Annotated in this window: 20 protein-coding genes; 12 read left to right on the top strand and 8 right to left on the bottom strand. The window is 44.4% G+C overall.

The window, feature by feature from the left end; all coding sequences use genetic code 11:
• Positions 1 to 16 precede the first annotated feature (16 nt).
• The 6 genes from IPL34_RS04670 to IPL34_RS04645 all read right to left on the bottom strand — a co-directional run bounded on the left by IPL34_RS04670 (position 17) and on the right by IPL34_RS04645 (position 8,892).
• Complete coding sequence (locus IPL34_RS04670; RefSeq protein WP_296838454.1) at positions 17 to 352, bottom strand: hypothetical protein; 336 nt, start codon at positions 350 to 352, stop codon at positions 17 to 19.
• Between the two features lie 29 nt (positions 353 to 381).
• Positions 382 to 4,890 (bottom strand): VWA domain-containing protein, encoded by a 4,509-nt coding sequence (locus tag IPL34_RS04665; protein WP_296838450.1) that lies wholly within the window; start codon positions 4,888 to 4,890, stop codon positions 382 to 384.
• A gap of 1 nt (position 4,891) precedes the next feature.
• On the bottom strand, positions 4,892 to 7,210 hold the full coding sequence (locus tag IPL34_RS04660) for a transglutaminase domain-containing protein (protein ID WP_296838447.1): 2,319 nt from the start codon (positions 7,208 to 7,210) through the stop codon (positions 4,892 to 4,894).
• 55 nt (positions 7,211 to 7,265) lie between these two features.
• Entirely contained in the window at positions 7,266 to 7,751 is a 486-nt protein-coding gene (locus IPL34_RS04655; protein ID WP_296838444.1) for a hypothetical protein, read from the bottom strand.
• A 28-nt stretch (positions 7,752 to 7,779) separates the two neighbouring features.
• Positions 7,780 to 8,298, bottom strand: a complete 519-nt coding sequence (locus IPL34_RS04650; RefSeq protein WP_296838441.1) for an RICIN domain-containing protein — start codon at positions 8,296 to 8,298, stop codon at positions 7,780 to 7,782.
• Between the two features lie 81 nt (positions 8,299 to 8,379).
• Positions 8,380 to 8,892: a DUF6714 family protein gene (locus IPL34_RS04645; protein ID WP_296838436.1), complete on the bottom strand. Its 513-nt coding sequence runs from the start codon at positions 8,890 to 8,892 to the stop codon at positions 8,380 to 8,382.
• A 169-nt stretch (positions 8,893 to 9,061) separates the two neighbouring features.
• Here IPL34_RS04645 and IPL34_RS04640 point away from each other — a divergent pair, with 169 nt between their 5' ends.
• The gene (locus IPL34_RS04640) at positions 9,062 to 9,976 is read left to right on the top strand and encodes a ribokinase (protein WP_296838433.1); all 915 of its coding nucleotides are present in this window, start codon (positions 9,062 to 9,064) and stop codon (positions 9,974 to 9,976) included.
• Here IPL34_RS04640 and IPL34_RS04635 read toward each other — a convergent pair.
• Positions 9,966 to 10,781, bottom strand: a complete 816-nt coding sequence (locus tag IPL34_RS04635; RefSeq protein WP_296838429.1) for a GntR family transcriptional regulator — start codon at positions 10,779 to 10,781, stop codon at positions 9,966 to 9,968. The two genes, IPL34_RS04640 and IPL34_RS04635, sit on opposite strands and share 11 nt — an antisense overlap.
• 118 nt (positions 10,782 to 10,899) lie before the next feature.
• Positions 10,900 to 11,868: an octaprenyl diphosphate synthase gene (gene ispB, locus IPL34_RS04630; protein ID WP_296838425.1), complete on the bottom strand. Its 969-nt coding sequence runs from the start codon at positions 11,866 to 11,868 to the stop codon at positions 10,900 to 10,902.
• Between the two features lie 267 nt (positions 11,869 to 12,135).
• Here ispB and rplU point away from each other — a divergent pair, with 267 nt between their 5' ends.
• The 11 genes from rplU to IPL34_RS04575 all read left to right on the top strand — a co-directional run bounded on the left by rplU (position 12,136) and on the right by IPL34_RS04575 (position 21,374).
• The gene (rplU, locus tag IPL34_RS04625; protein ID WP_296838420.1) at positions 12,136 to 12,447 is read left to right on the top strand and encodes a 50S ribosomal protein L21; all 312 of its coding nucleotides are present in this window, start codon (positions 12,136 to 12,138) and stop codon (positions 12,445 to 12,447) included.
• Between the two features lie 12 nt (positions 12,448 to 12,459).
• Positions 12,460 to 12,726 carry a 50S ribosomal protein L27 gene (gene rpmA / locus IPL34_RS04620; RefSeq protein WP_296838415.1) on the top strand — a complete coding sequence of 89 codons (267 nt, stop codon included), beginning with the start codon at positions 12,460 to 12,462 and terminating at the stop codon, positions 12,724 to 12,726.
• Positions 12,727 to 12,809: 83 nt separating this feature from the next.
• Positions 12,810 to 13,853 carry an Obg family GTPase CgtA gene (gene cgtA / locus IPL34_RS04615; protein WP_296838409.1) on the top strand — a complete coding sequence of 348 codons (1,044 nt, stop codon included), beginning with the start codon at positions 12,810 to 12,812 and terminating at the stop codon, positions 13,851 to 13,853.
• Complete coding sequence (gene proB, locus IPL34_RS04610) at positions 13,825 to 14,964, top strand: glutamate 5-kinase (protein ID WP_296838403.1); 1,140 nt, start codon at positions 13,825 to 13,827, stop codon at positions 14,962 to 14,964. Before cgtA ends, proB begins: the two co-directional genes overlap by 29 nt.
• A 32-nt stretch (positions 14,965 to 14,996) precedes the next feature.
• The gene (gene apaG / locus IPL34_RS04605) at positions 14,997 to 15,374 is read left to right on the top strand and encodes a Co2+/Mg2+ efflux protein ApaG (RefSeq protein ID WP_296838400.1); all 378 of its coding nucleotides are present in this window, start codon (positions 14,997 to 14,999) and stop codon (positions 15,372 to 15,374) included.
• A 327-nt stretch (positions 15,375 to 15,701) separates the two neighbouring features.
• A complete protein-coding gene (locus IPL34_RS04600; RefSeq protein WP_296838397.1) occupies positions 15,702 to 16,790 on the top strand; it encodes a lytic transglycosylase domain-containing protein in 1,089 nt (362 codons plus the stop codon).
• A 127-nt stretch (positions 16,791 to 16,917) separates the two neighbouring features.
• Positions 16,918 to 17,841 (top strand): branched-chain amino acid transaminase, encoded by a 924-nt coding sequence (locus IPL34_RS04595; RefSeq protein WP_296838395.1) that lies wholly within the window; start codon positions 16,918 to 16,920, stop codon positions 17,839 to 17,841.
• Positions 17,842 to 17,850: 9 nt separating this feature from the next.
• Entirely contained in the window at positions 17,851 to 18,057 is a 207-nt protein-coding gene (locus tag IPL34_RS04590) for a zinc-finger domain-containing protein (RefSeq protein ID WP_296838393.1), read from the top strand.
• A 6-nt stretch (positions 18,058 to 18,063) separates the two neighbouring features.
• Positions 18,064 to 19,071, top strand: a complete 1,008-nt coding sequence (waaF, locus tag IPL34_RS04585; RefSeq protein ID WP_296838391.1) for a lipopolysaccharide heptosyltransferase II — start codon at positions 18,064 to 18,066, stop codon at positions 19,069 to 19,071.
• Between the two features lie 134 nt (positions 19,072 to 19,205).
• Positions 19,206 to 21,065: a putative nucleotidyltransferase substrate binding domain-containing protein gene (locus IPL34_RS04580; protein WP_296838389.1), complete on the top strand. Its 1,860-nt coding sequence runs from the start codon at positions 19,206 to 19,208 to the stop codon at positions 21,063 to 21,065.
• 105 nt (positions 21,066 to 21,170) lie between these two features.
• On the top strand, positions 21,171 to 21,374 hold the full coding sequence (locus IPL34_RS04575) for a hypothetical protein (RefSeq protein WP_296838386.1): 204 nt from the start codon (positions 21,171 to 21,173) through the stop codon (positions 21,372 to 21,374).
• Positions 21,375 to 21,376: the final 2 nt, after the last annotated feature.

The following is a 21,376-nucleotide window of genomic DNA, read 5'->3' as shown; positions in this document are numbered from 1 at the left end:
TAGGCTCATCAGAGACTCATCTGATTTTTGCGTTATAGCAGGCGTTTAATTCTGCTTCACGCGCGTTTTGTTCAGCCGCTAAAGGTTCAGGTTTTGCGTGTTGGGTGTGATAACACCAGCCATAATGATTGTGGTAATTAGCTTGCCAACGGGGGCTAGGAGGAAAACGGCAATCGGCTTGCAGGCTACGCTGGTATTGCAACATGGCATTACTGGCATAGTTAGAGCAAGTCTGCTCAGCTTGTCTCACCATAGCGGCAATTAAATCATCGATACCATCGGCATAAAGTGTGTTACTGACTCCCACTATACTGATAGTTAAGGAGAGTAATAAGGGCTTGATCTTATTCATAGTGACCTCTGCTAAAAGTACGCAATCTATTAGTGACTGAGTTGCGTGATCTGATCTTTAGTGATGGTTATATCCTTGACTATTGCACCATTGGCATAACGAATCGTATAAGTCCCTGTCGGTAAAGAAATTTTATCACCCCCTACCGTTCCACTCGCTACTACCTTATCAGCTTGTAACACTTCAAATTTTAAACTCACCACTTCAGTAATGACTGCTTTTAATTCCTTAGCATCTTTAGCCTCTAAAAACATGCCACCGCCTAGTTTTGCCCAAGCACGAAACTCTTGCTTCACTTTATCCTCATCAATGCCCAAGCCAATAATGGATAGTTTTACTTCAATATCATGGGCACGTAATTGTTGAATCGCTTGTTCCACATTGCCACCACACGACTCTTTGCCATCGGTGAGTAGTATCAGGGTGGCTTTTTCACTGCCTTGTAAATCCTTAGCCGCTTGTAAAATCGAATCCGCGAGCGGGGTTTTGCCCTTGAGTTGTGGTTTAATCGCTTTGATCACAGCTTGGGTTTTAGCGCGATCTAAAGGTTTCAGTGCAATATCTAAATCAGTACGACATCCCGCTTCCTTATGCCCATACACCCGTAAAGCAAAAGGGACTTGATGCGGTAAGGTGTTCTGTACCAAATCGCTTAAGACATTTTTGGCAATAGTCATTTTGGTTTTATTGCCCACTTTTTCCAACATGCTACCTGATGCATCTAAGATGATTTCAATGGCTTGAGTCGGTTTGGTGGAGGGGTTTGTAGTCTCAGCAGTGGTGTCTGAAACAGGAGCACTTTTAATCCATAAAGAACCTAATTCCGGCGCTTTAGGTTTCGGCGCTTCCATTTTTAAGGTGAGTGTATAAGGTGCAGCACGGCGCAATTGACAGCTAGCGCGACTAAAGCCTAGGGCTAAATCGGCTTGACTGCGCGTGAGGCTATAATACCCGCCATTCACATCCGCCCAGCTTTGCATCAAATCCTGTGGAGCAGATTGATCAGATAAATCGACTTGCAGGCTATAAATACTTGGTTTCACCTGATTGAAGCTTTGCCATAACTTGGGCGTGAGAGGGTAGCCATTGCTCTCAGCATCCGTGAGCAGCAGAATCACTCGCCCCCCTTGACGAGTGGCTAATAATTCATTTGCACTTAATAATGCGCCCTCGCTATCGCTGGAGCTGTCTTTGCGGGTGTAATTATTTAAAGCACTCAATAAAGTACTTGGCTCGCCCGACCAGTCTTTAAGCAGAGGCTTACCGCCGCCCTCACTGGCAAAAGGTAGTAATTGCGCTACTTCCACATCGGGATTCACGGCTTGAGCAAAGCGAGTAATGGAGCGATACAATACATCAGTATACGTTGCCATACTGCCGCTATTATCCCACGCAAAGACTACCGCACGCGGTGGCTCACTGACTTTTAAAAAGTACTCGCCTGCTTCTAACGTCGCGGATAGTTTGAGCGTCTGAGCATCATTTTCACGATTCACTAGAATCGGCTCTTGTTGGGTTGAATAAAGTTCGGCATTAGCCCGCAGAGTAGGTTGATTAGCCAGTTCCAGAGTCACTTGGCGTGGTTCCTCCCGTTTAAAACGATACCAATCCACGTCTTTTTGCACGGTGACTTGATTGCTAATAGCCTGATCTGGATTTAGTAAAGTAGCTTCGTTAGCTTGCTCATTGTTATCTTGTGCATTACCCACTGAAGTAGTCGTAGGAGCGGAAAAGTATTCAAAACTAGCTTGCCGTTCATTCTCACCCCATTCACCTAAAATCGAGTAGTAATCCTGATCGACAGGGCGTTCAATAATGCTCAAACTATCGGCTAGTTCATAGGTGCTATTAGGTTTTAAATCATTAGCCGTAAAGCGTACAAACCTTGCCTGAGTCGGCTTAGGCAGTATTAGATCTTGCTCTAGTGACCATTCGCCCAAGGTTTGCCAACCCCCTACTGGACTCTCGGTGCTCACCTCAACCATCAACTTAGTCAGTTTAGGGATGGAGCTGGGGGCATTGGGTTTAATCCACTGTATACGCTCAATTTGTGCAGCGCGATTATGTTGAAAACCGACTATCCATGAGGCACTACTGTGCTCTTTATCGACCTTAATGCTTGGTGCACGTTGATCGTCTTTAAGCAATTGGTAAGCATCGACTTGTAAAGGATCAGACATCACCAAATAGCCACCCAAGGCAGGAGCAGCAATATTTAAACGGGACTGTGGTGCTGTGGTCGGTGGACTAATCACTTTAAACTCACCTAGGTGAATATCATCGGTTTGACCGTGATTAGTCAAAACGGTCAATTGCACAAAACGCGCTTGAATAGGCTGAGGCAAAACAAAGGGTTGTTCTTGAGCTACAGTGCTTAATGCGCCTTCTAGTACTGTGTTAAAGGTATTGCCGTCTTCAGAAGTACTGATTTTAAAGTTTTTCAGGCGTTGCTCGGTGCTGCTATTGCTAATCGGATTGAGAATAAAGCCATTAATACTAGCGCTTTGTGGTAATTCGAGGGTAATGCTGTCTTTGGGTTTGGCTCGCCAAGTACTGAGTAAGGAACTTGTACCGTCGATGAGTTTTTCACTGTAATTACCGCTCGTTTGTACAAGCTTAGTCCCCCAAACACTCGCGGCTAGATTAAAACCACCTAATAACGCTTGTGGCAAGGGGGCGATATAGCGTGGATTAGAGGGCGGTGCATCACAGTCTACTGCAAGGTCTAAGTGGGTTTCGGTAAGTATTTGCTGGTTTGAGTCTTGCGCTTGTACGGTTAGGCGTATAGGTTCATCCGCACTTAAATCAGGCAAAGCGTTCAAAGTAATGGGTATAGTTTTGGTGCTATTAGGTGCTAGCTCCACTTGAGTTTTGTCAAGTTCTGCCCTGACTTTGGCATGACTGGTCTTAGTGCTAAGTTGCACGGTTTGTGATTGATTCGATGTATTGGTGAGCATGAGCTCTGCTTTAGTACTTTGCCCTTGTGTCCAAAAAGCGGCTAATTGAGCAATCGGAGCACTAAGTTTTAGACTTAAATCCGTATGAGTTTTAGCTTCAGGGCGAGTAAGTGTGAGTTGGTAGTAAGCATCACTCACTGGATCTGCTTTTAAATACACATAATGTACCCCTGCGCTTAATACCTGAGTCCAGATTAAAGGCTGGTCTAATTCGCCAGAAGCTTCGGGTAAGTTATCAACCTTTAGACGGCTAATACGTCCCTTTGCTCCTGCTTTAGCGGTAAGAGTAATCGTTTCCTCATTGTGCAAAGTAAAATAGTAAGCATCCCAATCATCGCTTTCGGCTAATAGCCCAATGCGCGTTTCATTGAAATGTAGGGCTTCAGCTTGGGTATCAGTATCATTCGGTTCTTGTTCAATGACACCCGCAGGGCGGCTAGGATCATTTTGATTCGGTGGTCCTAGTGGTGTGGCTTTGAGGGTGTAATCGCTATCTTTGCCTTTGACTGCAATGATATTGCGTCCGGGTAACAGCAAGAGATTATTGGCACGAATTGCTTCACCCGTAGTACGGCTACGATTAAAGACTTCCTGTCCGGCATTATCGTATTGGCGTAATTGTTGCGCCCCTTGACCCACCACCTCAATGCGCCAAAGTTGCATAGCGCCTGTTACATCAAAGTGATAGGTATCTTGTTCATCGCCCTGCCAATGCCCTTGAGTCGAGTAATCATCTGCTAAAGGAACCGCGCTATCAGCCGTGTCATTCGGCTCAACTTCAAAGCCTGTCTTAGGTTGGGGTGCTAGCTCTAGTTTGATTTCATAGTTAGTGTCATAGCCAAGGCTTTGTAGGCTCAAACTATAGTCGCCCACGCTTAATACTAAGGGGCTAAGTATGGCGGTTCCCTCGCCCGAAATGCTACGGATTTGTAAGGTCTGATCTTGAGCATTTTTGAGGCTCAAAGTGGTGAATTGCCCTTTAGTGATTTGCGTATGGATAGTAATACTTTGATTAGCCTGATCTGCGGTGATCTTAAAAGCATAGTGGTCTTGGGTATTGTCTTTGTTAAGTGTGCCTTGTAAGCAGCTAGGTAAGGCTAGCAAGGGGGGCGTAGTCGATTTTTCAGGTTCGCTATTACAGTTAGGTGCTGGGTTGGTGTTGGTGTCAGGAGTTGTATTAGATGGATTGTCATAGGGTGTACCCAGTGGGACAGTACCTAATTCAATCACTTTCAGGATATAGGAACCTCCGCCTTTGAGTTCGAGGTAATGTTTGCCAGCAGGTAGTGCTAAGCGCTCTAAACGTAGGGGGGCTTGAGTACTTTGTTTGCCAGCTTGACCTTGATCATTGTAATAGGTGAGCGAGGTGAGGTCTGAACCAATGGCTTGTACGCGGACATATTGCGGCTCTCGGAGTTCAAAAGAGTGGGTGATCGAGCCAGTTGTAGGTAGAGTGCTCTTAGCTGCGAGTTGGCTGTTGAGGGGATGAGCTGCGTTTATAACAGCTAAATTTGCCCATACGGAATTACTAAATAGAGTCAGGCAAACTATTATTACAAGATGGTGCACCATAGTTTGCATGTTACTTATGGTTTTGAGAGTAGTACGCATAGCCACCCACTGTTAAAGTAGCGCCTAAACCCATTAAAGAGCCCGCTACGGCCTGTCCTGCGAATCCTAAGTAAACACCTCCTGCACCTAAGCCAAGAGCAATAGTGCAAGCGGCAAGTTCTTTAGTTGTGTGTGACACTGCGTTACAAAAGGAAGCACCCACGGCTACATTGAGTAAACTGATATATTCAGCCATAGCATTCCCCCAGCCCAGTTCCCCCACTCCTAGTGTTTGACCTGTTTGTGGGTTAATAGTCCACCAATTAGTGACCGCCACATCCCCCACTAACACGGGTTTTATGGGAGCAACAACAATGTAGCCTTGCTTAAGTGCAGTAGTGATCTGTTGGGCAACGTTATTAGAGGTACTGAGTTGCTGGAGTTCGTTGGGGGTACGGATCACTTGCCATGTGATATTTTGGACTTTGGCTAACTCCCATAGCTCAGCCGTATTGACTACTGCACTACAAGTTTCTGACCGGTTTGTAGGGCAATTCTGGCTTAATAGTGCTTCTGCATTGGTGTCAATCACTCCCTGTGTTACTTGATCATTCAATTTTTGGCTGCTACTAAGTCCAGCATTGTTTGTAATATCGAAAGCTTCTAATAACTTTAAATTAGTCTGTCCTGATTTTAATTGGCGATGTAGATTAATAATATTGATTTGGTCTAGCAATGTGGCTTGGTGAGCATAACTGCGTAAATGAGCGAGGGCATAGAGTCGAAGAGGTAAGTATTTGAATTGTTGAGCTGCTTGTTTTACTTGGCTAAGCTCATTAATCTTTTCTAAGATTTGTAAAATAGGTGTGCGGTTTTTTAATAGTTGGTGACTAGATAGTGATAGCAAATAGTCATCAGAAATTCCATGACCAAATGCCAGAATATCTGTACTACCCAATAACGCTAAACGCCACTCTAATTGCGGCACTTCATCCAGTGCTGTTACTGCCTTACCTGTCGCCCTTTGTGCCGCTCCAATCAAATCAAATAACTGACGGCGGATAGTTTGCTTGGGTTGGTTTGGGGTATGAATCTCATATTCCAACCACATAGACGTAATAAAAGCATTATTAGCAGGAGGATTAGAGGAATTACTTGCAGAGGTATCAAAAGCCCCTAATACATCTCCCAGCGTATTATCAATAGTAGTTCCTGTTTGCGGTGGTTTTGCCTTATTTAAAATACAATTAGCCGTATACTCCTGATCAAAATATTGCTGATCAGCAACTGTAATCACTGGAAACCAGTTTTCTTGTTTTAAAAGGGTTTTTTTGAAAGCCTCTAAATCACCAGCATTAAAGTCATTAGGTAAATTCACTGCAATATGATTCACACTAAAAGGCTTACCTAATACCTCGCTAGGTAAAATAGCAGGGGTTTGAGCTAATATAGTTTCAGTGAGTTTTTCTTCTTTGGCACATTCTAAAATCACTTTTACTTTTACGCTGTGAAGTAATTCAGAGGGTAAACTACTTAGCTTATTTAGATCATGAGTTTTTACAGGTTTAGCATGGATTTGTTTAGCCAATTCCGTTGATAAAGTAGGATCTAAATCAAACCATTGATCTTTTTCTTGATATTGCACCCACCAATGATCTTGTAGGGCTTTATAGCTTTCATCGGGTTTAGGTGCAGGCAATGTACCGAGTAATTTTAATAGCTCGGCTGTTTGTCTTTCTACCCGTTCTTGTAAAGTGGTTTTTAATTGTGCTTGGTTTTTTTCAGCTTCCGCTTTGACTTTAGCTAATTGGGCTGCATCGAGATTAAAGTCTTTAATCAGCTTTTCGAGCTGCTCAGGTGATTCGGTGCTAGTGGGTAAAGTACTCGCAGGTAGAGGGCGACGTTCAGCCAATACTTGTTTAGCTTGTGCTTCAGTCAAAGTACCTTGGGCTAAGCGCGTGTCATAGCCTAGTTCCCGTAGCATGGCCTGTAGTAATAGCGCACGGTCTAGGCTATTACCGACGCGATCCATTAATACCCCTTGTGCATCACGGAGTGCGCCGTTATAGGGAATCAACCACGTATTATCACGTACCCAATTATTTAAAGATTCGGGGGTTAATTCGGTATGCGGCAGAACCGCACTGGTCTCAAAACTATCACGCGGAATAGTTTTTTCCGCAGCTTGTAGAGCATCGAGTAATTGAGTGAGCTGAGCAATAGCTGCGTCATTAGCAGGTACAGTTTCTTCGGCTTGAGTGACAGGAGCGTAAATACTCCATACGATGAGCAAAAAAATCAGCCTATGAAAAAATTTAGGTAAGTGAGCGTAAAACCATTGATTCAACATAGGCTGCTCCTAAACAACGAAAAGGATTAATGGGTAAAATTATTCATTCAGATTATTAAAGTGTGGGGGCGCTGATATTAGTATAACGATATGTCGATTTAGTCTTATCAAAGGTGGAGAGATAGGGCAGACCATCCTCTTTACCTAAATAAATTTTAACTCGACCTTTGCCTAAATCAGTACCTACTACTTCTGAGTCATAACCTAAAATGGTAGTTTCAACCCCCTCAATCGTTTCAGTACCTTCTTCCTTGCAATTGGTCACTTTCAGGCTGCCGTTCAAAATAGAGTCAATAGCAATTTGCTCGGCTTTATCTAAATCTACAGGGGATTTTTGCCATTTATTATCTTCGCTCATATAAAACTGACCATCGACTTTGATCGCTTCTAGTTTGATGCCATCGCCTTCGACAATCGAGTGCCAAGCGGGTTGAGCCATTCGTGCTTTACTGGCATTTACCAAAGGCTCACACGCAGCATCAAGCGCAAAGGTAGTAGGAGCCAATAGCATAAGGGTGGTGGCTAAGGTGATACGTTTCATTAGTATTCCTCCGATGAATAGTTGTGAGTTAGTTAGCAGGCGCTGGCGTCCATTTCCAGCGTACATTACCTTGATCGACACATTCCCAACCCGTAATCCGATCTCCATCGCCAAAGGTTGCACCATGTTGATGGAGGCACAGTCCAGTAGAGGATTGAATCTTCACATAAGCGCCTTGTCCGGGGAGTTGTTTCCACGTTTGTCCAATCGGCCCTTCGTAGTTACAGGTCTGCTGCACAATCGGAGTCCCATTGCTGCGCCCCTCGTTTAGCACGGTCAGGCATTTGCCGCTATGGCGAAAGCGCAGCATAAAATAGCCACTACCCACTTGAAGTTTTTCAACTTGTACATTGCGCTGATTAATGCACTTCCATTGAGTGACAGCACCGCCTTCGTTTTGATTACCCCCATGTTGATGCAGGCATTTACCGCTATGTTGAGCTTGGAGATAGTACAAACCGGATGAGGGCAGATCAGCAGAGACAGGAGAAACGCACAGGAAACTAGCCGTAGTTAACCCTGCTAAAACAGATAGATAGTATTTCATGGAATCACCTCGCTGTTGTCCATTGAAGTACCAATATAGTACCATATTATAGACTAAGCAAGGCTTAGTCAGGGGTGAGTATTAAACACCAGTTCGCTCATAGGCCGTCAAAATAGCTTGAGCTTGTTCTGGATCACAAGGACTATGTGCGGCTGCATAAGCGAGAAAAGTTTTAATCGCCGTTAATTGCTCTGGAGTGAATAGTTGGTCAAAAGTCATGTTGTGCACATAAGCATTGGATAAGCGCCATAAAAGGGTACCGGTAATATTGCTCTCATGCGTTTTGCCCTTACGCATATACCAATCCATATAAGCAGGTAGGTAGTAGCGCAAGCCAATAGGGTCAAAAAAACATAAGCCCCCTGAGCGGCTGAAAGCTTCTATCCAACTATCCTGAACCTCAGTCCAATGGTGATCAGTATCTAATAAGGCGGCGGCTTGGAGTTCCTCATCAGAGCCACGATAATCTCTGACCTCCGTTTGATGCAGCGACACCCCACCGACTCGATTGACCTGTTGAAAAGCTTTACCTAGGAGCTGTTGTACTAAAGCGGCGGCTTCAGATTCGCTTAAATGGGCTAGTGAAAGAGGCATATTAGACTCCACTGCTTGCTTATTAAGAGTATAGCCATAAACATACCAAAAGTGTCACCCATTTAAGTACTTCATTGATACCTATCATAAAAACCTCATACTGGGAGTATTGGTTTTGCTACACAATTATCTACACTAATCCCTAGTGGTAATTAGCGAGGTGGAGTCGATGCAGGTATTAGTATTGGGTAGTTATGTTCAGGCGCATAGTGTGGGGGTGAAGCAGTTACCACAAGCGGGTGAATCAGTAGCCGCCGAACAGCTTTGGATTGAGCATGGGGGTAAGGGTTTAAATCTAGCTTTAGGTATGCAGCGTTTGGGGTTAGCCGTGAATTTAGTGGTGGCGGTGGGTAGAGATGCAGCGGGACAAGCCTTAATCACTTATTTGCAACAAGCAGGTTTAACCACCGAACATGTATTAGTGATGGAGGGAGCTTCTGGTTTTGGAGTGGGTTTAGTAGCGGAAGAGGGGCAAAATATGATTGCTATCTATGCCGGAGCCAATGCCAAATTAAACGCTGATCATATTGAGCAAGTACGCCCTAGCTTGGTCGATAGTCAATTAGTCTGCGCCCAATTTGAAATACCTGAAGCGCCTATTATTCGAGCCTTTCAATTAGCACGCGAAGCGGGAATACCAACCCTGTTAAATCCTTCTCCTTGGCGACAACCTTCTGCACTCTTGACGGCATTAACGGATATTTGGGTCTTAAATGAAACGGAGGCTGCACAGTTTTTTCAATTAGGTGAGGTGTCGAATTGGTCTAGCACTCAATGGCTCACTACTTTGGAGCAACTTAGCTGGCAGGGTAAATTATTGATCGTGACTTTAGCGGAGCAGGGTTGTGTAGCGGTTGAGCAGGAGGGGCGCATGAATTACGTGCCCGCTCAGTCGATTGAGTTACAAGATCCTACCGGAGCAGGCGATGCGTTTACAGCGGGTTTGGTATATGCCTTATTGTCTCGGCAACCTTTATCCCAAGCATTAACAACCGCCAATACTTGCGGGGCTTATGTGGCAGCACGTCAAGGTGTATTGCAAGTATTGCCTACTGTAGAGCAACTTAACACTTTCACGGCTTAAGTTTTAAATTAATGCGATAGGTATAAGCATCCCCTCGGAAAGTACCCTCAACATACTCAATCATCTGTGCGGTGGTGGTATAAGTTTTGCGTTTGAGTAATAAACAGGGGTTAGGTACTTCAAAGCCAAAAGCGAGCATTTCATGTGTATTACTCATAGTCGCTTCAATAGTTTGCTCGGCATGATCGAGTATTAGACCGCAGTGCTGCTGCAAGTATTCATAAGCCGAACCGACTACATCCCATTGTTCTAATGCGGGAGCAAGGGTTAGGTCATACCACGCCACTTCACGGGTCATAGGTACATCATCGGCAAGGCGTAAGCGTATTAATTGCAAAAAGGTAGCGGTAGAAGGGCGATTGAAAATGGAGGCAATGGTACGGTCTTGCACGATTTCACGGGCTAGTAGCTTAGTAGAGGGTTGCATACCCAATTCGCGCATTTCCTCGGTAAACCCTTTTAATTTACCAATTTCAGGGGCAATACGGGTGGGGCTTTTAACCATAACCCCCGCGCGACCGTGCGTGCTAATGTAATTGAGTTCACGTAACTCATCATAACATTTGCGGATAGTAGTACGGCTTAGATTCAGCGCCTCTGCCAAGGTGCGCTCTGAGGGTAGGCTCGCTCCTTCGGTGAGTACGCCAGTATTAATCATTTGAATAATGTGACGTAATAATTGGCGATAAATCGGCTCGGATAGTGCCGTATCGGTTTGGTTTTGAAGTTGTTTAATAAACCAAGTGCTGTCATTAGCCGCTAATGGACTGGCAACTACCTTAGCCGACATGGTTGAGTTTTGCATGGTTATAGATCGTTATTGAAGTAATAAATGAGCCTTGATACTGCTTCTAGAGCAGTCTCTAACCGAGCATTGTAGCGAGTCTTATACGGTGCGGATACTTAGAATTGTTAGTTTGGGATTAATGTGAACGATTCACCGCTAACCAACTGAGACTCTCTAAAGCGGTTTTGTAATCAGAGTCGGGCAGGACTTGTAAAGCATTAACGGCTAATTGTGCTTCGGTACGTGCTTTATCCATAGTGTATTCGAGCGCTTGGGTATCTTTGATAGCTTGTTGAATCGCATCAATGCGTTCTAGCCCACCCTGTTCAATAGCCTGACGAATCAGTTGAGCTTGTTCACCTTGACTACGCTGCAAAGCGATAATTAATGGCAGAGTGGGTTTACCTTCGGCTAAATCATCCCCCACGTTCTTACCCATTTCTTCGCTGCTAGCGCTGTAATCCAGTACATCATCGACTAATTGGAATGCTGTTCCTAGGTGCATACCATATCTTGCCATCGCCAACTCTTCTGCCTCAGGACGTTGAGCCAAGATTGCGCCCAATTGCGTAGCAGCTTCAAACAGTTTGGCGGTTTTGGAATGAATGACATCCATATAGCGTTGTTCAGTAGTATCAGGGTCATGACAGTTAAGTAGCTGCATGACCTCACCTTCGGCAATAATATTAGTGGTGGTCGATAAAATTTCCATCACGCGCATACTGCCAATACTCACCATCATTTCAAATGAACGCGAGTATAAAAAGTCACCCACTAAAACGGCTGCTTGATTACCCCAAACATTATTTGCTGTTTCTTGCCCACGGCGCATATCCGATTCATCCACCACATCATCATGCAATAAAGTGGCGGTATGAATGAATTCAATAATAGCTGCAACATCGACATGATGAGTGCCTTGATAACCACAAGCACGAGCTACTAATAGGGCTAATAGAGGACGCAAACGCTTGCCACCGCTACCAATAATGTATTGGCTCAGTTGATTAATTAGCACGACCTCAGAATACAAACGCCGCCGAATAAGGTCATCGACAGCCTGCATATCTTGAGCAACTAATTGGCGTATAGCGTTAAAATTCATTAAAAATCCTTTAGTGGAAACCGCTCCCTTCAGGGAATAGACTGATGTGGGAGAGGTGTAAACCCTTGCAAATTTGCTCTGATGGGTGTGGCTTGAAACATCTGAAAAATTGGCAGGGTAAAGCCCGCATGCTAGGTAACTGGACTACTCAGTGTCAAGTTTTTAAAAGTAGTACACTAAAATATTCACTATTTGTTTGATCTTGGGTGCTTTAGTCATTATAATCCGTCGGCTTTTTACAGGACATTTTTTTGGAGACACACTAACATGTATGCGGTTATCGCAACAGGCGGTAAACAGTACCGCGTCGCCCAAGGCGACATCATCCAAGTTGAGAAACTGGATGTAGCAGAAGGCTCCAGCGTCGATTTCGAAAATGTCCTGATGGTTGGAAGTGGCGAGAGCGTCAAAATCGGTGCGCCCTATGTGGATGGCAGCAAAGTAACAGCTGTTGTTAAATCACAAATGCGCGGCGAAAAGATTGAAATCATGAAATTCCGTCGTCGTAAACACCATCAGAAACGGACTGGTCATCGCCAGTACCTGACAAAAATCGAAATCACTGGTATTACGGCATAAGGGGTTTCAGACATGGCACATAAGAAAGCAGGCGGTAGTACCCGTAATGGACGCGATTCCGAATCCAAACGTTTAGGTGTTAAACGCTTTGGCGGCGAAATCGTTAGAGCGGGTAATATCCTAGTACGTCAACGTGGTACTCAATTTCACCCCGGTGACAATGTAGGTTGTGGTAAGGATCACACATTATTTGCCAAAGTTGATGGCACTGTAGTGTTCCTACAAAAAGGCGACCGTGGCCGTAAATTTATTAGCGTACAACCGGCAGCTCAGGCTTAATTTTAAGTCTCATCTGTTGGGTGATTAAAGCTACAAAAAAAGCTCCGCAGGTCGGGGCTTTTTTTGTATGTGGTATATGAGTTATGCAATTCGTAGATGAAGTAGTCATCCGTGTTAAAGCGGGTGATGGTGGTAATGGGTGCGTTAGTTTTCACCGTGAGAAATTTATTGATCGTGGCGGTCCTAATGGGGGCGACGGTGGTAATGGTGGAGACGTTTATCTAGTTGCCGACAAAAGTTTAAATACTCTGGTTGATTTTCGTACCGACCGCTATTTTGAAGCGCAACGCGGTGAAAATGGACGTGGGCGCAATATGACCGGTCAACGCGGTGAGGATAAAGAAATTCCTGTACCGGTGGGGACAGTGGTACACGATGAGGAAACGGGAGAGTTCATCGGTGATTTAACCACAGTCGGTCAACGCTTAATGGTCGCCAAGGGTGGTTTTCATGGCCTTGGTAATACCCGTTATAAAAGCTCAATCAATCGTGCACCACGCCAATCTAAGCCGGGTACTCCGGGCGACCTACGTGAACTACGTTTAGAGTTACGCTTATTAGCCGATGTAGGCTTATTAGGTTTGCCCAATGCGGGTAAATCAACCTTGATCAGTGCAGTTTCATCCGCACGTCCCAAAATTGCAGATTATCCCTTTACCACTTTGACGCCTAATTTAGGGGTAGTCAAAGTAGGACCTTTACAGAGTTTTGTAATGGCGGATATTCCGGGGGTGATTGAGGGGGCTTCAGAGGGGGCTGGATTAGGGCTGCAATTTTTGAAGCATTTGTCCCGTACTAGCTTATTACTACATGTGGTCGATGTAGCACCTATGTCGGAAGAACCAGAGCATCAACCAGCTTATGCAGTCGAAGCGATTGAAAATGAGCTAGAGCAATACAGCGAAGAGCTGATTGAGCGACCGCGTTGGTTAGTACTGAATAAGATTGATTTAATACCCGAAGAAGAGCGCCAAGCGCACTGTGAAGCGATTATTGATGAATTAGATTGGCAGGATGAAGTCTTTATGATTTCGGCCGCCACTGCACAGGGCACTGAGGCATTGTGTTTCAAAATTATGCAGTATCTAGAAGAACAATATGCAGAGCAAGCTGAGTCAACGCGCTGATTTTATGCGCACTACCCAACGTTGGGTAGTTAAAATTGGAAGTGCCTTACTAACCAGAGACGGTCAAGGGCTAGATCGTCCCGCTTTAGCCGATTGGGCGGGGCAAATGGCGCGTCTACGTAAGCAGGGCATTGAGGTCGTGTTAGTATCCTCAGGTGCGGTCGCTGAGGGGATGAGTCGTATGGGCTGGAGCGAAAAGCCTAAAGCACTCTATCAAAAGCAAGCAGCGGCGGCGATTGGGCAAATGAGCCTGATTCAAGCTTATGAAGAAAATTTCCAATTACACGGCTTTCATGCGGCTCAAGTCTTGCTAACTCATGATGATTTAGCCCATCGCCGCCGCTATCTCAATGCACGTAATACCTTACGTGAATTAGTAGATTTAGGCACGATTCCGGTTATTAATGAAAATGATACGGTTGCTTATGAGGAAATTCGTTTAGGTGATAATGATACCCTAGGTGCATTAGTAGCTAATCTGATTGAAGCCGATGTGTTGATTATTTTGACGGATCAAGCGGGGCTTTATAATAAAGATCCGCGTAAGTTTGCTGATGCGGAGTTGATTGAGTTAGGGCGTGCGAGTGATGAGACCTTAGTAGGCTACGCGGGGGGTGCAGGTACTTTAATTGGTAGTGGTGGAATGCGCACCAAAGTTTTAGCGGCGCAACGGGCTGCGACTTCAGGATGTGCGACTATCATTGCCTCAGGGCGTGAGCCTTTGGTATTAGAGCGTTTAAAACAGGGTGAGACTATCGGAACCCTATTAATTGCTGACCAAGAGCCGCTAGTCGCGCGTAAGCAATGGATCGCTAGCCAATTACAAATGCGTGGTAAGGTATGGCTAGATGAAGGGGCTGTTAATGCCATCCTCAATACAGGTAAGAGCTTATTACCGATTGGGGTCACACGCATTGAAGGAGTCTTTGAGCGCGGTGATGTGGTGGGTTGTTTTGCACCTAATGGACAAATTATCGCTAAAGGTTTAGTTAACTATGCTAGTGAAGAGGCCGATAAAATTAAACGCCAACCTTCTAAAGCAATTGAGCAGTTATTAGGTTATTTAGATGCGGCTGAATTAATTCATCGCGATAATTTAGTGGTATTGTAGCGACTTGCCTTGTAATTCAGAGGAGTAGCCCTGTGACGGAGCGTTATAAGATTGAAGTCTCAGCAACGACTGAATACCTAGAACACGAGTCGGAGCCAGAACGGGATCGTTATGCGTTTGCTTATACGATTACCATTGTGAATCGAGGCTTGGTAGCAGCTAAATTAATCAGTCGGCATTGGATCATTACCGATGCCAATGGGCACGAGCAGCAAGTACGGGGCGAGGGCGTAGTGGGTGAGCAACCTAGGTTGAATCCGAATGAGGGCTTTCGCTATACCAGCGGTGTAGTATTGGATACACCGATTGGGGCTATGCAAGGTAGTTATCAGATGTTAGCCGAGGACGGAACTAAATTTGATGCATCGATTGCCCCTTTTAGTTTGGCGAATCGACGTTTAGTACATTAAATGACTGGGGTTATGATAGTGAGAATGTGAGTTTCAGCCGTGTCAACTGAAACCCACAAGTTGGTATCACGATCCCTATGAATACCTTTTGCTCATTAGCAACAACGATTCTATACCTAAAAAAATAATCTGGCTAGTTAATCTTATGTTCAGTTTGAGGTTTTTTAGCCTAAAAACTAAGCTTTTACAAAATCTTCATTATTATACCGTTCATCATGTTAAATTGTTTTATGGCTTGACAAGATGTTTTAATGCCGCCTAGGACTGGCAATGGACTTTTAATCCATCTCATTATTTTGACAACAAAATAACAACAGACGAACAATAATGATGAATCTAACAACAGCATGTTTTTCCACTTTCCGCCTTCCTGTGATGGCAGCCACCTGCATGGGCTTATTATGGAGTCAAACGGCTAAAGCAGAAATTTATCTCTATGTTGATAAAGATGGTAAACAGTGGCTCACTAATACTAAGGTTGTCGGCAAAAAAATTAAATTAGTAGCCAAATACGGTAGTCCAGCACCCGCTGCACGGCGTAAAACGACTACTCAGTCTAATAACTATGGCTCTTTTGCGGGCGTCTCGCAAACAGATTATATTCCCACCAGCTTATCACTAGAGCCACGAGGCTGTGGTCAATGGACAGCTCAGCAGGTGGAGCGTAATGCACAGCAACATTTACCTACTATTAAAGCCTATGCGCGTGCGTATGGGGTAGAGGAAAATTTAGTACGTGCCTTAATTCGCCAAGAGTCTTGCTTTAATCACACCGCTACCTCACCCGTAGGTGCTCAAGGTCTAATGCAATTGATGCCCGGTACGGCTGAATTAATGGGCGTGTCTAATAGCTATGAACCTAGTGATAATATTAAAGGTGGAGTTAAATACCTAGCTCAAATGCTGCAACGCTTTAATGGGAATAAACGCTTAGCGCTTGCAGGTTATAATGCAGGGCCTGGCGCGGTGGATAAACATGGTGGTATACCGCCTTACCGTGAAACCCAAAATTATGTGGTCAAGGTAATGGAGGAGTTCCATCGTTTAGAAACCTTGGCACAATCCAATAGTAAAGTGGGTGCTAATTACGCAACTAGCTACTATGTAGGCAAAGATACCAAGGCAGATATACAAGCAGGTTTTCAAACTGCTGCTTTAAAAGTGGATACAGCCAAAAAGAAAACTAAGACGGCTAAGGGTAAAAAATCTAACAAGCGGGTAGCCGTAACCTATGCAACCAATTACCAAAAATTGCCTACCCAAAATTATATTAGTCGCTCTAGTGATAATAAAACCGCCTATTTAGCCGACGTTGCGCCAAGCCAACCTACAGTAGTGGCTTATAATGGCGTTAATAGCACTGATTTTGAAAGCTTTAGTGATACCGATTATTACGTGCACACTGCCGTTAACTAACTATGAGCCTATAGAGTACTTGAAGTCATGATGCTCTAGGGCAAATGTGGGCGCACTCTAGAATCACTAATTCGCCACATGGTATGCTTACTGCCTTATTATTAATGAATGATGGGGAGAGCGCAGCATGTCGATGGCTGACCGCGATGGCGTTATTTGGTTGGATGGTGAGTTAGTACCTTGGCGCGAAGCTAAAGTCCATGTATTAACGCATACTTTGCATTACGGCATGGGCGTATTTGAAGGGGTACGCGCCTATCAAACGGCTGAGGGAACCGCTATCTTCCGTCTGCAAGATCACACCCAGCGTTTATTAAATTCCGCCAAAATTATGCGTATGCCAGTAGGCTTTAGCGCTGAACAACTAAACGAAGCTCAGCGTTTAGTAGTGCGCGAAAATAAACTCGCTTCGGCTTATTTACGCCCTATGTGCTTTTATGGTTCTGAGGGTATGGGCTTACGCGCTGATAATCTAAAAGTACACACTATGGTAGCAGCATGGACGTGGGGTGCTTATTTAGGTGCGGATAATATGGAAAAAGGTATCCGTATTAAAACCTCCTCCTATACGCGGCATCATGTCAATGTGTCTATGTGTAAAGCCAAAGCCAATGGTAACTATATCAACTCCATGCTGGCGCTAAGAGAAGCCTTAGATGACGGTTATGATGAGGCTTTATTATTAGACCCAGAAGGCTATGTAGCTGAAGGAAGTGGTGAGAACTTCTTTTTAATTAAAGAAGGTGTTATTTACACACCCGATTTAACCTCCGCTTTGGATGGTATTACCCGCCGCACTATTCTCCAGCTTTGTAAAGATTTAGGTATTGAAGTACGTGAAAAGCGTATTACGCGTGATGAAGTGTATATTGCGGATGAAGCCTTCTTTACAGGAACAGCGGCTGAAGTAACGCCGATTCGTGAATTGGATCGTCGTCCCATTGGTGCAGGTAGCCGAGGTCCTATTACGCAACAATTACAAAGCCTGTATTTTGATACGGTACAAGGTAAATGTAATGATCGTTATGGTCAGTGGTTGACTTTGGTTTAAGGTAAATATATGAGCACTCCCTCTATTGCTGATTATGAGCGCTTAGGAACAGAGCGTGATGTAGCCATTAAGCGCTCAGAGTTACCGCTACATTGTCCGCGTGATGATTCAGCGGGTTGGTGTGCTCATCCGCGTGTGTTTTTGCCTATTGAGAAAAGTGCACAGCTCAGTTGTCGTTGCCCTTATTGTGGCACTTTGTATCGCCTAGTGGACTAGAGCCTTATGATTCCCACGCGCTGTCTGATTATAGGTCCCTCTTGGGTGGGCGATATGATGATGGCGCAGAGTCTATTGATAGCACTCAAACACCAATATCCTAGTTTACTCATTGATGTTTTAGCCCCTAAGTGGAGTTTGCCTTTATTAGCGGTAATGCCTGAAGTCAATCAGGGACTAGAGCTTCCTTTTCAGCATGGCGAACTCAATCTTAAAGGGCGTTATCAATTAGCCAAACAGCTCAAAACCTACCAATATGATTGGTCTATTGTCCTGCCTAATTCATTCAAGTCCGCTTTGATTCCTTTTTGGGCGGGTATTCCTAAGCGTACTGGCTTTAAAGGTGAACTGCGTTATGGTCTGCTCAATGATCGTCGTGAGCTAGATAAACAACAATTGCCCATGACGGTACAGCGTTTCGTAGCCTTAGCTTACCCTCCAGATACGCATCAGATTCACTATTCAGCACCGCATATTGGATTATCGCCTACTCAACTGGCGCAAGTACAAGAGCAATTTAAACTCAATGCTAATCAACCCCTCTTAGCTTTATGTCCGGGGGCGGAGTATGGTGAGGCTAAGCGTTGGCCCGCTAATTACTTTGCTACAGTAGCTGAGCAGATGATAGCTAAAGGCTGGCAAGTTATTTTGCTTGGCTCGAATAAAGACCAAGCAGTATGTGAGCAAATAGTTAATCAAGTACCAGATACACCCTATTTATGGAACTTGGCAGGCAAGACTACTTTATTAGAAGCACTCACTTTATTAGCCTTAAGCACTAAGGTATTGAGCAATGATTCTGGACTCATGCATATGGCAGCGGCGGTAGGCACACCAGTGATTGCACTCTATGGCTCCACTGATCCCAGTTTTACCCCACCTTTGCATCCACAAGCTCAAGTTATTAGTTTGAATCTTGATTGCAGCCCTTGTTTCAAGCGGGTTTGTCCTTTAGGGCATATGAATTGCTTGAATCAACTCCTACCCACCCAAGTATTATCCTATCTTGTGTAGTTTTTATTGCGGTGCAGCAATTAAATGACTTTCCTCAATGCTGTAAAGCATAAAGTTGGTTAAGGTTTGCTATTACAAGCCATAGGAGGGGTGATAAGCTTTTTGCTGAGAGTTTTAAGGTTGAGTAGCGTTTTATGAGTAGCATCGAACAATTAGAAATGCGGGATTATTTAAGCCAAAGTGTACCTTTAGTCGGTCTCCCTGCCTATTGGTTAGACGAGATTATGCAGGTAGTGAAACCAGAGTATGTAGCCCGCGATACTTATATTCATCGGATCGGTGAGCACAATAATGTATTGCGCTTTATTCGCAGTGGTGGTATTGAGGTTACTAAGGAGGATGGATCTTTATATGGTCGCTTTGCAGAAGGGGATTGGATTGGCTACCGGTCGTTAATGACGGCAAACCAAATGGCTTCCTCTAATGTAAAAACCATTGAAGATACCTTGTTCTATGTGCTACCGGGGGAGCTGTTTACTCGTTTAATTGCTGAAAACGAGAAGGTACGCAAGTACTTTTCAGAACACAAACCTGAGCGTTTACGTGCTGCGATTCGTGACCTTAGTCAGCAGGACTATAATTTGCTCAATCTACAAATGGCGGAACTGATGCGTCCCGCGCTATCTGTGCCCATGAGTCATTCTATTCGTGAAACGGCCGCGCAAATGACGCAGGCTAAGCACGGTATTGCCCTGATACTAGATACCCAGCAAAAACTCTGTGGTGTTGTCACCGATCAAGATTTCAGAGCAAAAGTGATTGCAACGGGGCAGTCCGTTGAAGGCTCCATCACTGAGATTATGACGCCTAAGCCCTTAGTGTTGTCTCCTGAAGAAAAAGCGTCTGAAGCATTATTAATGATGGCTAGACGTAATATTCGCCATATTCCGATTACCGATAAAGAGGGCAATCCTTTAGGAGTAGTCTCTGCTTCCGACCTATTACGTCAACAAAGCCATAATGCGGTTTTTCTGGTAGGTGATATTCACGCGGCTAATGATGTGGAGACTCTGCAACGTCTCAGCTCGCATTTACCCCAAGCTCTAGTGCGCATGGTACGTAATGGCTTGCCTGCCTATGATATTGGTCATGCGATTAGTTCGATTGGACAAGCGATTGTAAGACGCTTGATTATATTAGCTGAGGAGCAATGGGGACTACCGCCAGTGCCCTATGCGTTTATTGTGGCGGGTTCTATGGGACGGCGTGAGCAAACCGCACATAGTGACCAAGATAATGGTATGGTTATTTCAGATGAGTTTGTGCCGGAATTACATGATGAATATTTTGCGAAAGTGGCTAAATTCGTCAGTGACGGTATGAATACCTGTGGCTATATTTATTGTCCGGGCAATATTATGGCGACTAATCCCCAATGGCGTCAGCCTTTAAAAGTATGGCGTGAACAATTCCGCCATTGGATTGAAACCCCAGACCCACAAGCCTTATTAAATGCCAGTATTTTCTTTGATTTCCGTTGGGTTATGGGTGAGGAGAGTCTAGTCACCGAATTGCGTAATGATGTATTAGCCCGCACGCAAAAAGCGAGTTTATTTAAAGCCTTATTAGCCGGTAATGCGCTCACTTTCCAGCCACCTTTAGGTTTCTTTAAAGGCTTCATCTTGGAAAAGCACGGCACTAGCGAAAAAGTCATGGATATGAAAAAACGTGGAGTTGTGCCTATTATTGATTTAGTGCGTGTTTATGCCCTAGCTAATGGTGTAGCGCAAACCAACACGTTTGAACGTATTGATGCAGTGGCTGAACTAGGGGCAATGAGCCAAGCAGCGAGTAGTGATTTAAGAGATGCTTTAGAGTTTATTAGTATTGTGCGTCTCAAACATCAAGCACGCCAAATCCAATTAGGTATTAAACCAGATAATTATCTTTCACCCGATAGTTTATCAGCCTTAGAGCGGCGTCATTTAAAAGATGCGTTTGAAGTCGTTTCTAATTCACAAGATTTTATGAAACGTCATTTCCAAGGTGGTTAATGAGTTAAATAGTGGTGTATGAGTAAGCTTATTTTTGAAAAACTATAGGTTTACTTATACCCAAGTATTTAAAAGTTTAGTTATACAAGCAGTAGGAGGAGAAGCATGTTAAAAGGCTTATTAGCTCAGCGTTTGGTGGGCTGGTTTTTATTAGCTGTTTTTTTGCTAAATTTTCCACTGCTATTACTATGGGATCATACGACTGCTTTTTGGGGTATTCCCGTTTTTCCCTTAGGTTTATTTTTAGTATGGGCGTCGCTGATTATGGGTTTGGCGTGGATTATTGAACGCACACCCGATGAGGATTAGCC

The sequence above is a fragment of the Thiofilum sp. genome (assembly GCF_016711335.1).
GTDB lineage: Bacteria > Pseudomonadota > Gammaproteobacteria > Thiotrichales > Thiotrichaceae > Thiofilum.
The sequence above is the reverse complement of the archived record's forward strand: the minus strand, read 5'-3'. Positions and strand labels throughout refer to the sequence as shown.

What these genes read in the sequence shown, in the direction of transcription:
- IPL34_RS04670 (WP_296838454.1), bottom strand. Translation starts at nt 352, where the DNA reads ATGAATAAGATCAAGCCCTTATTACTCTCCTTAACTATCAGTATAGTG.
- IPL34_RS04665 (WP_296838450.1), bottom strand. Translation starts at nt 4,890, where the DNA reads ATGCAAACTATGGTGCACCATCTTGTAATAATAGTTTGCCTGACTCTA.
- IPL34_RS04660 (WP_296838447.1), bottom strand. Translation starts at nt 7,210, where the DNA reads ATGTTGAATCAATGGTTTTACGCTCACTTACCTAAATTTTTTCATAGG.
- IPL34_RS04655 (WP_296838444.1), bottom strand. Translation starts at nt 7,751, where the DNA reads ATGAAACGTATCACCTTAGCCACCACCCTTATGCTATTGGCTCCTACT.
- IPL34_RS04650 (WP_296838441.1), bottom strand. Translation starts at nt 8,298, where the DNA reads ATGAAATACTATCTATCTGTTTTAGCAGGGTTAACTACGGCTAGTTTC.
- IPL34_RS04645 (WP_296838436.1), bottom strand. Translation starts at nt 8,892, where the DNA reads ATGCCTCTTTCACTAGCCCATTTAAGCGAATCTGAAGCCGCCGCTTTA.
- IPL34_RS04640 (WP_296838433.1), top strand. Translation starts at nt 9,062, where the DNA reads ATGCAGGTATTAGTATTGGGTAGTTATGTTCAGGCGCATAGTGTGGGG.
- IPL34_RS04635 (WP_296838429.1), bottom strand. Translation starts at nt 10,781, where the DNA reads ATGCAAAACTCAACCATGTCGGCTAAGGTAGTTGCCAGTCCATTAGCG.
- ispB (WP_296838425.1), bottom strand. Translation starts at nt 11,868, where the DNA reads ATGAATTTTAACGCTATACGCCAATTAGTTGCTCAAGATATGCAGGCT.
- rplU (WP_296838420.1), top strand. Translation starts at nt 12,136, where the DNA reads ATGTATGCGGTTATCGCAACAGGCGGTAAACAGTACCGCGTCGCCCAA.
- rpmA (WP_296838415.1), top strand. Translation starts at nt 12,460, where the DNA reads ATGGCACATAAGAAAGCAGGCGGTAGTACCCGTAATGGACGCGATTCC.
- cgtA (WP_296838409.1), top strand. Translation starts at nt 12,810, where the DNA reads ATGCAATTCGTAGATGAAGTAGTCATCCGTGTTAAAGCGGGTGATGGT.
- proB (WP_296838403.1), top strand. Translation starts at nt 13,825, where the DNA reads ATGCAGAGCAAGCTGAGTCAACGCGCTGATTTTATGCGCACTACCCAA.
- IPL34_RS04600 (WP_296838397.1), top strand. Translation starts at nt 15,702, where the DNA reads ATGATGAATCTAACAACAGCATGTTTTTCCACTTTCCGCCTTCCTGTG.
- IPL34_RS04595 (WP_296838395.1), top strand. Translation starts at nt 16,918, where the DNA reads ATGTCGATGGCTGACCGCGATGGCGTTATTTGGTTGGATGGTGAGTTA.
- IPL34_RS04590 (WP_296838393.1), top strand. Translation starts at nt 17,851, where the DNA reads ATGAGCACTCCCTCTATTGCTGATTATGAGCGCTTAGGAACAGAGCGT.
- waaF (WP_296838391.1), top strand. Translation starts at nt 18,064, where the DNA reads ATGATTCCCACGCGCTGTCTGATTATAGGTCCCTCTTGGGTGGGCGAT.
- IPL34_RS04580 (WP_296838389.1), top strand. Translation starts at nt 19,206, where the DNA reads ATGAGTAGCATCGAACAATTAGAAATGCGGGATTATTTAAGCCAAAGT.
- IPL34_RS04575 (WP_296838386.1), top strand. Translation starts at nt 21,171, where the DNA reads ATGTTAAAAGGCTTATTAGCTCAGCGTTTGGTGGGCTGGTTTTTATTA.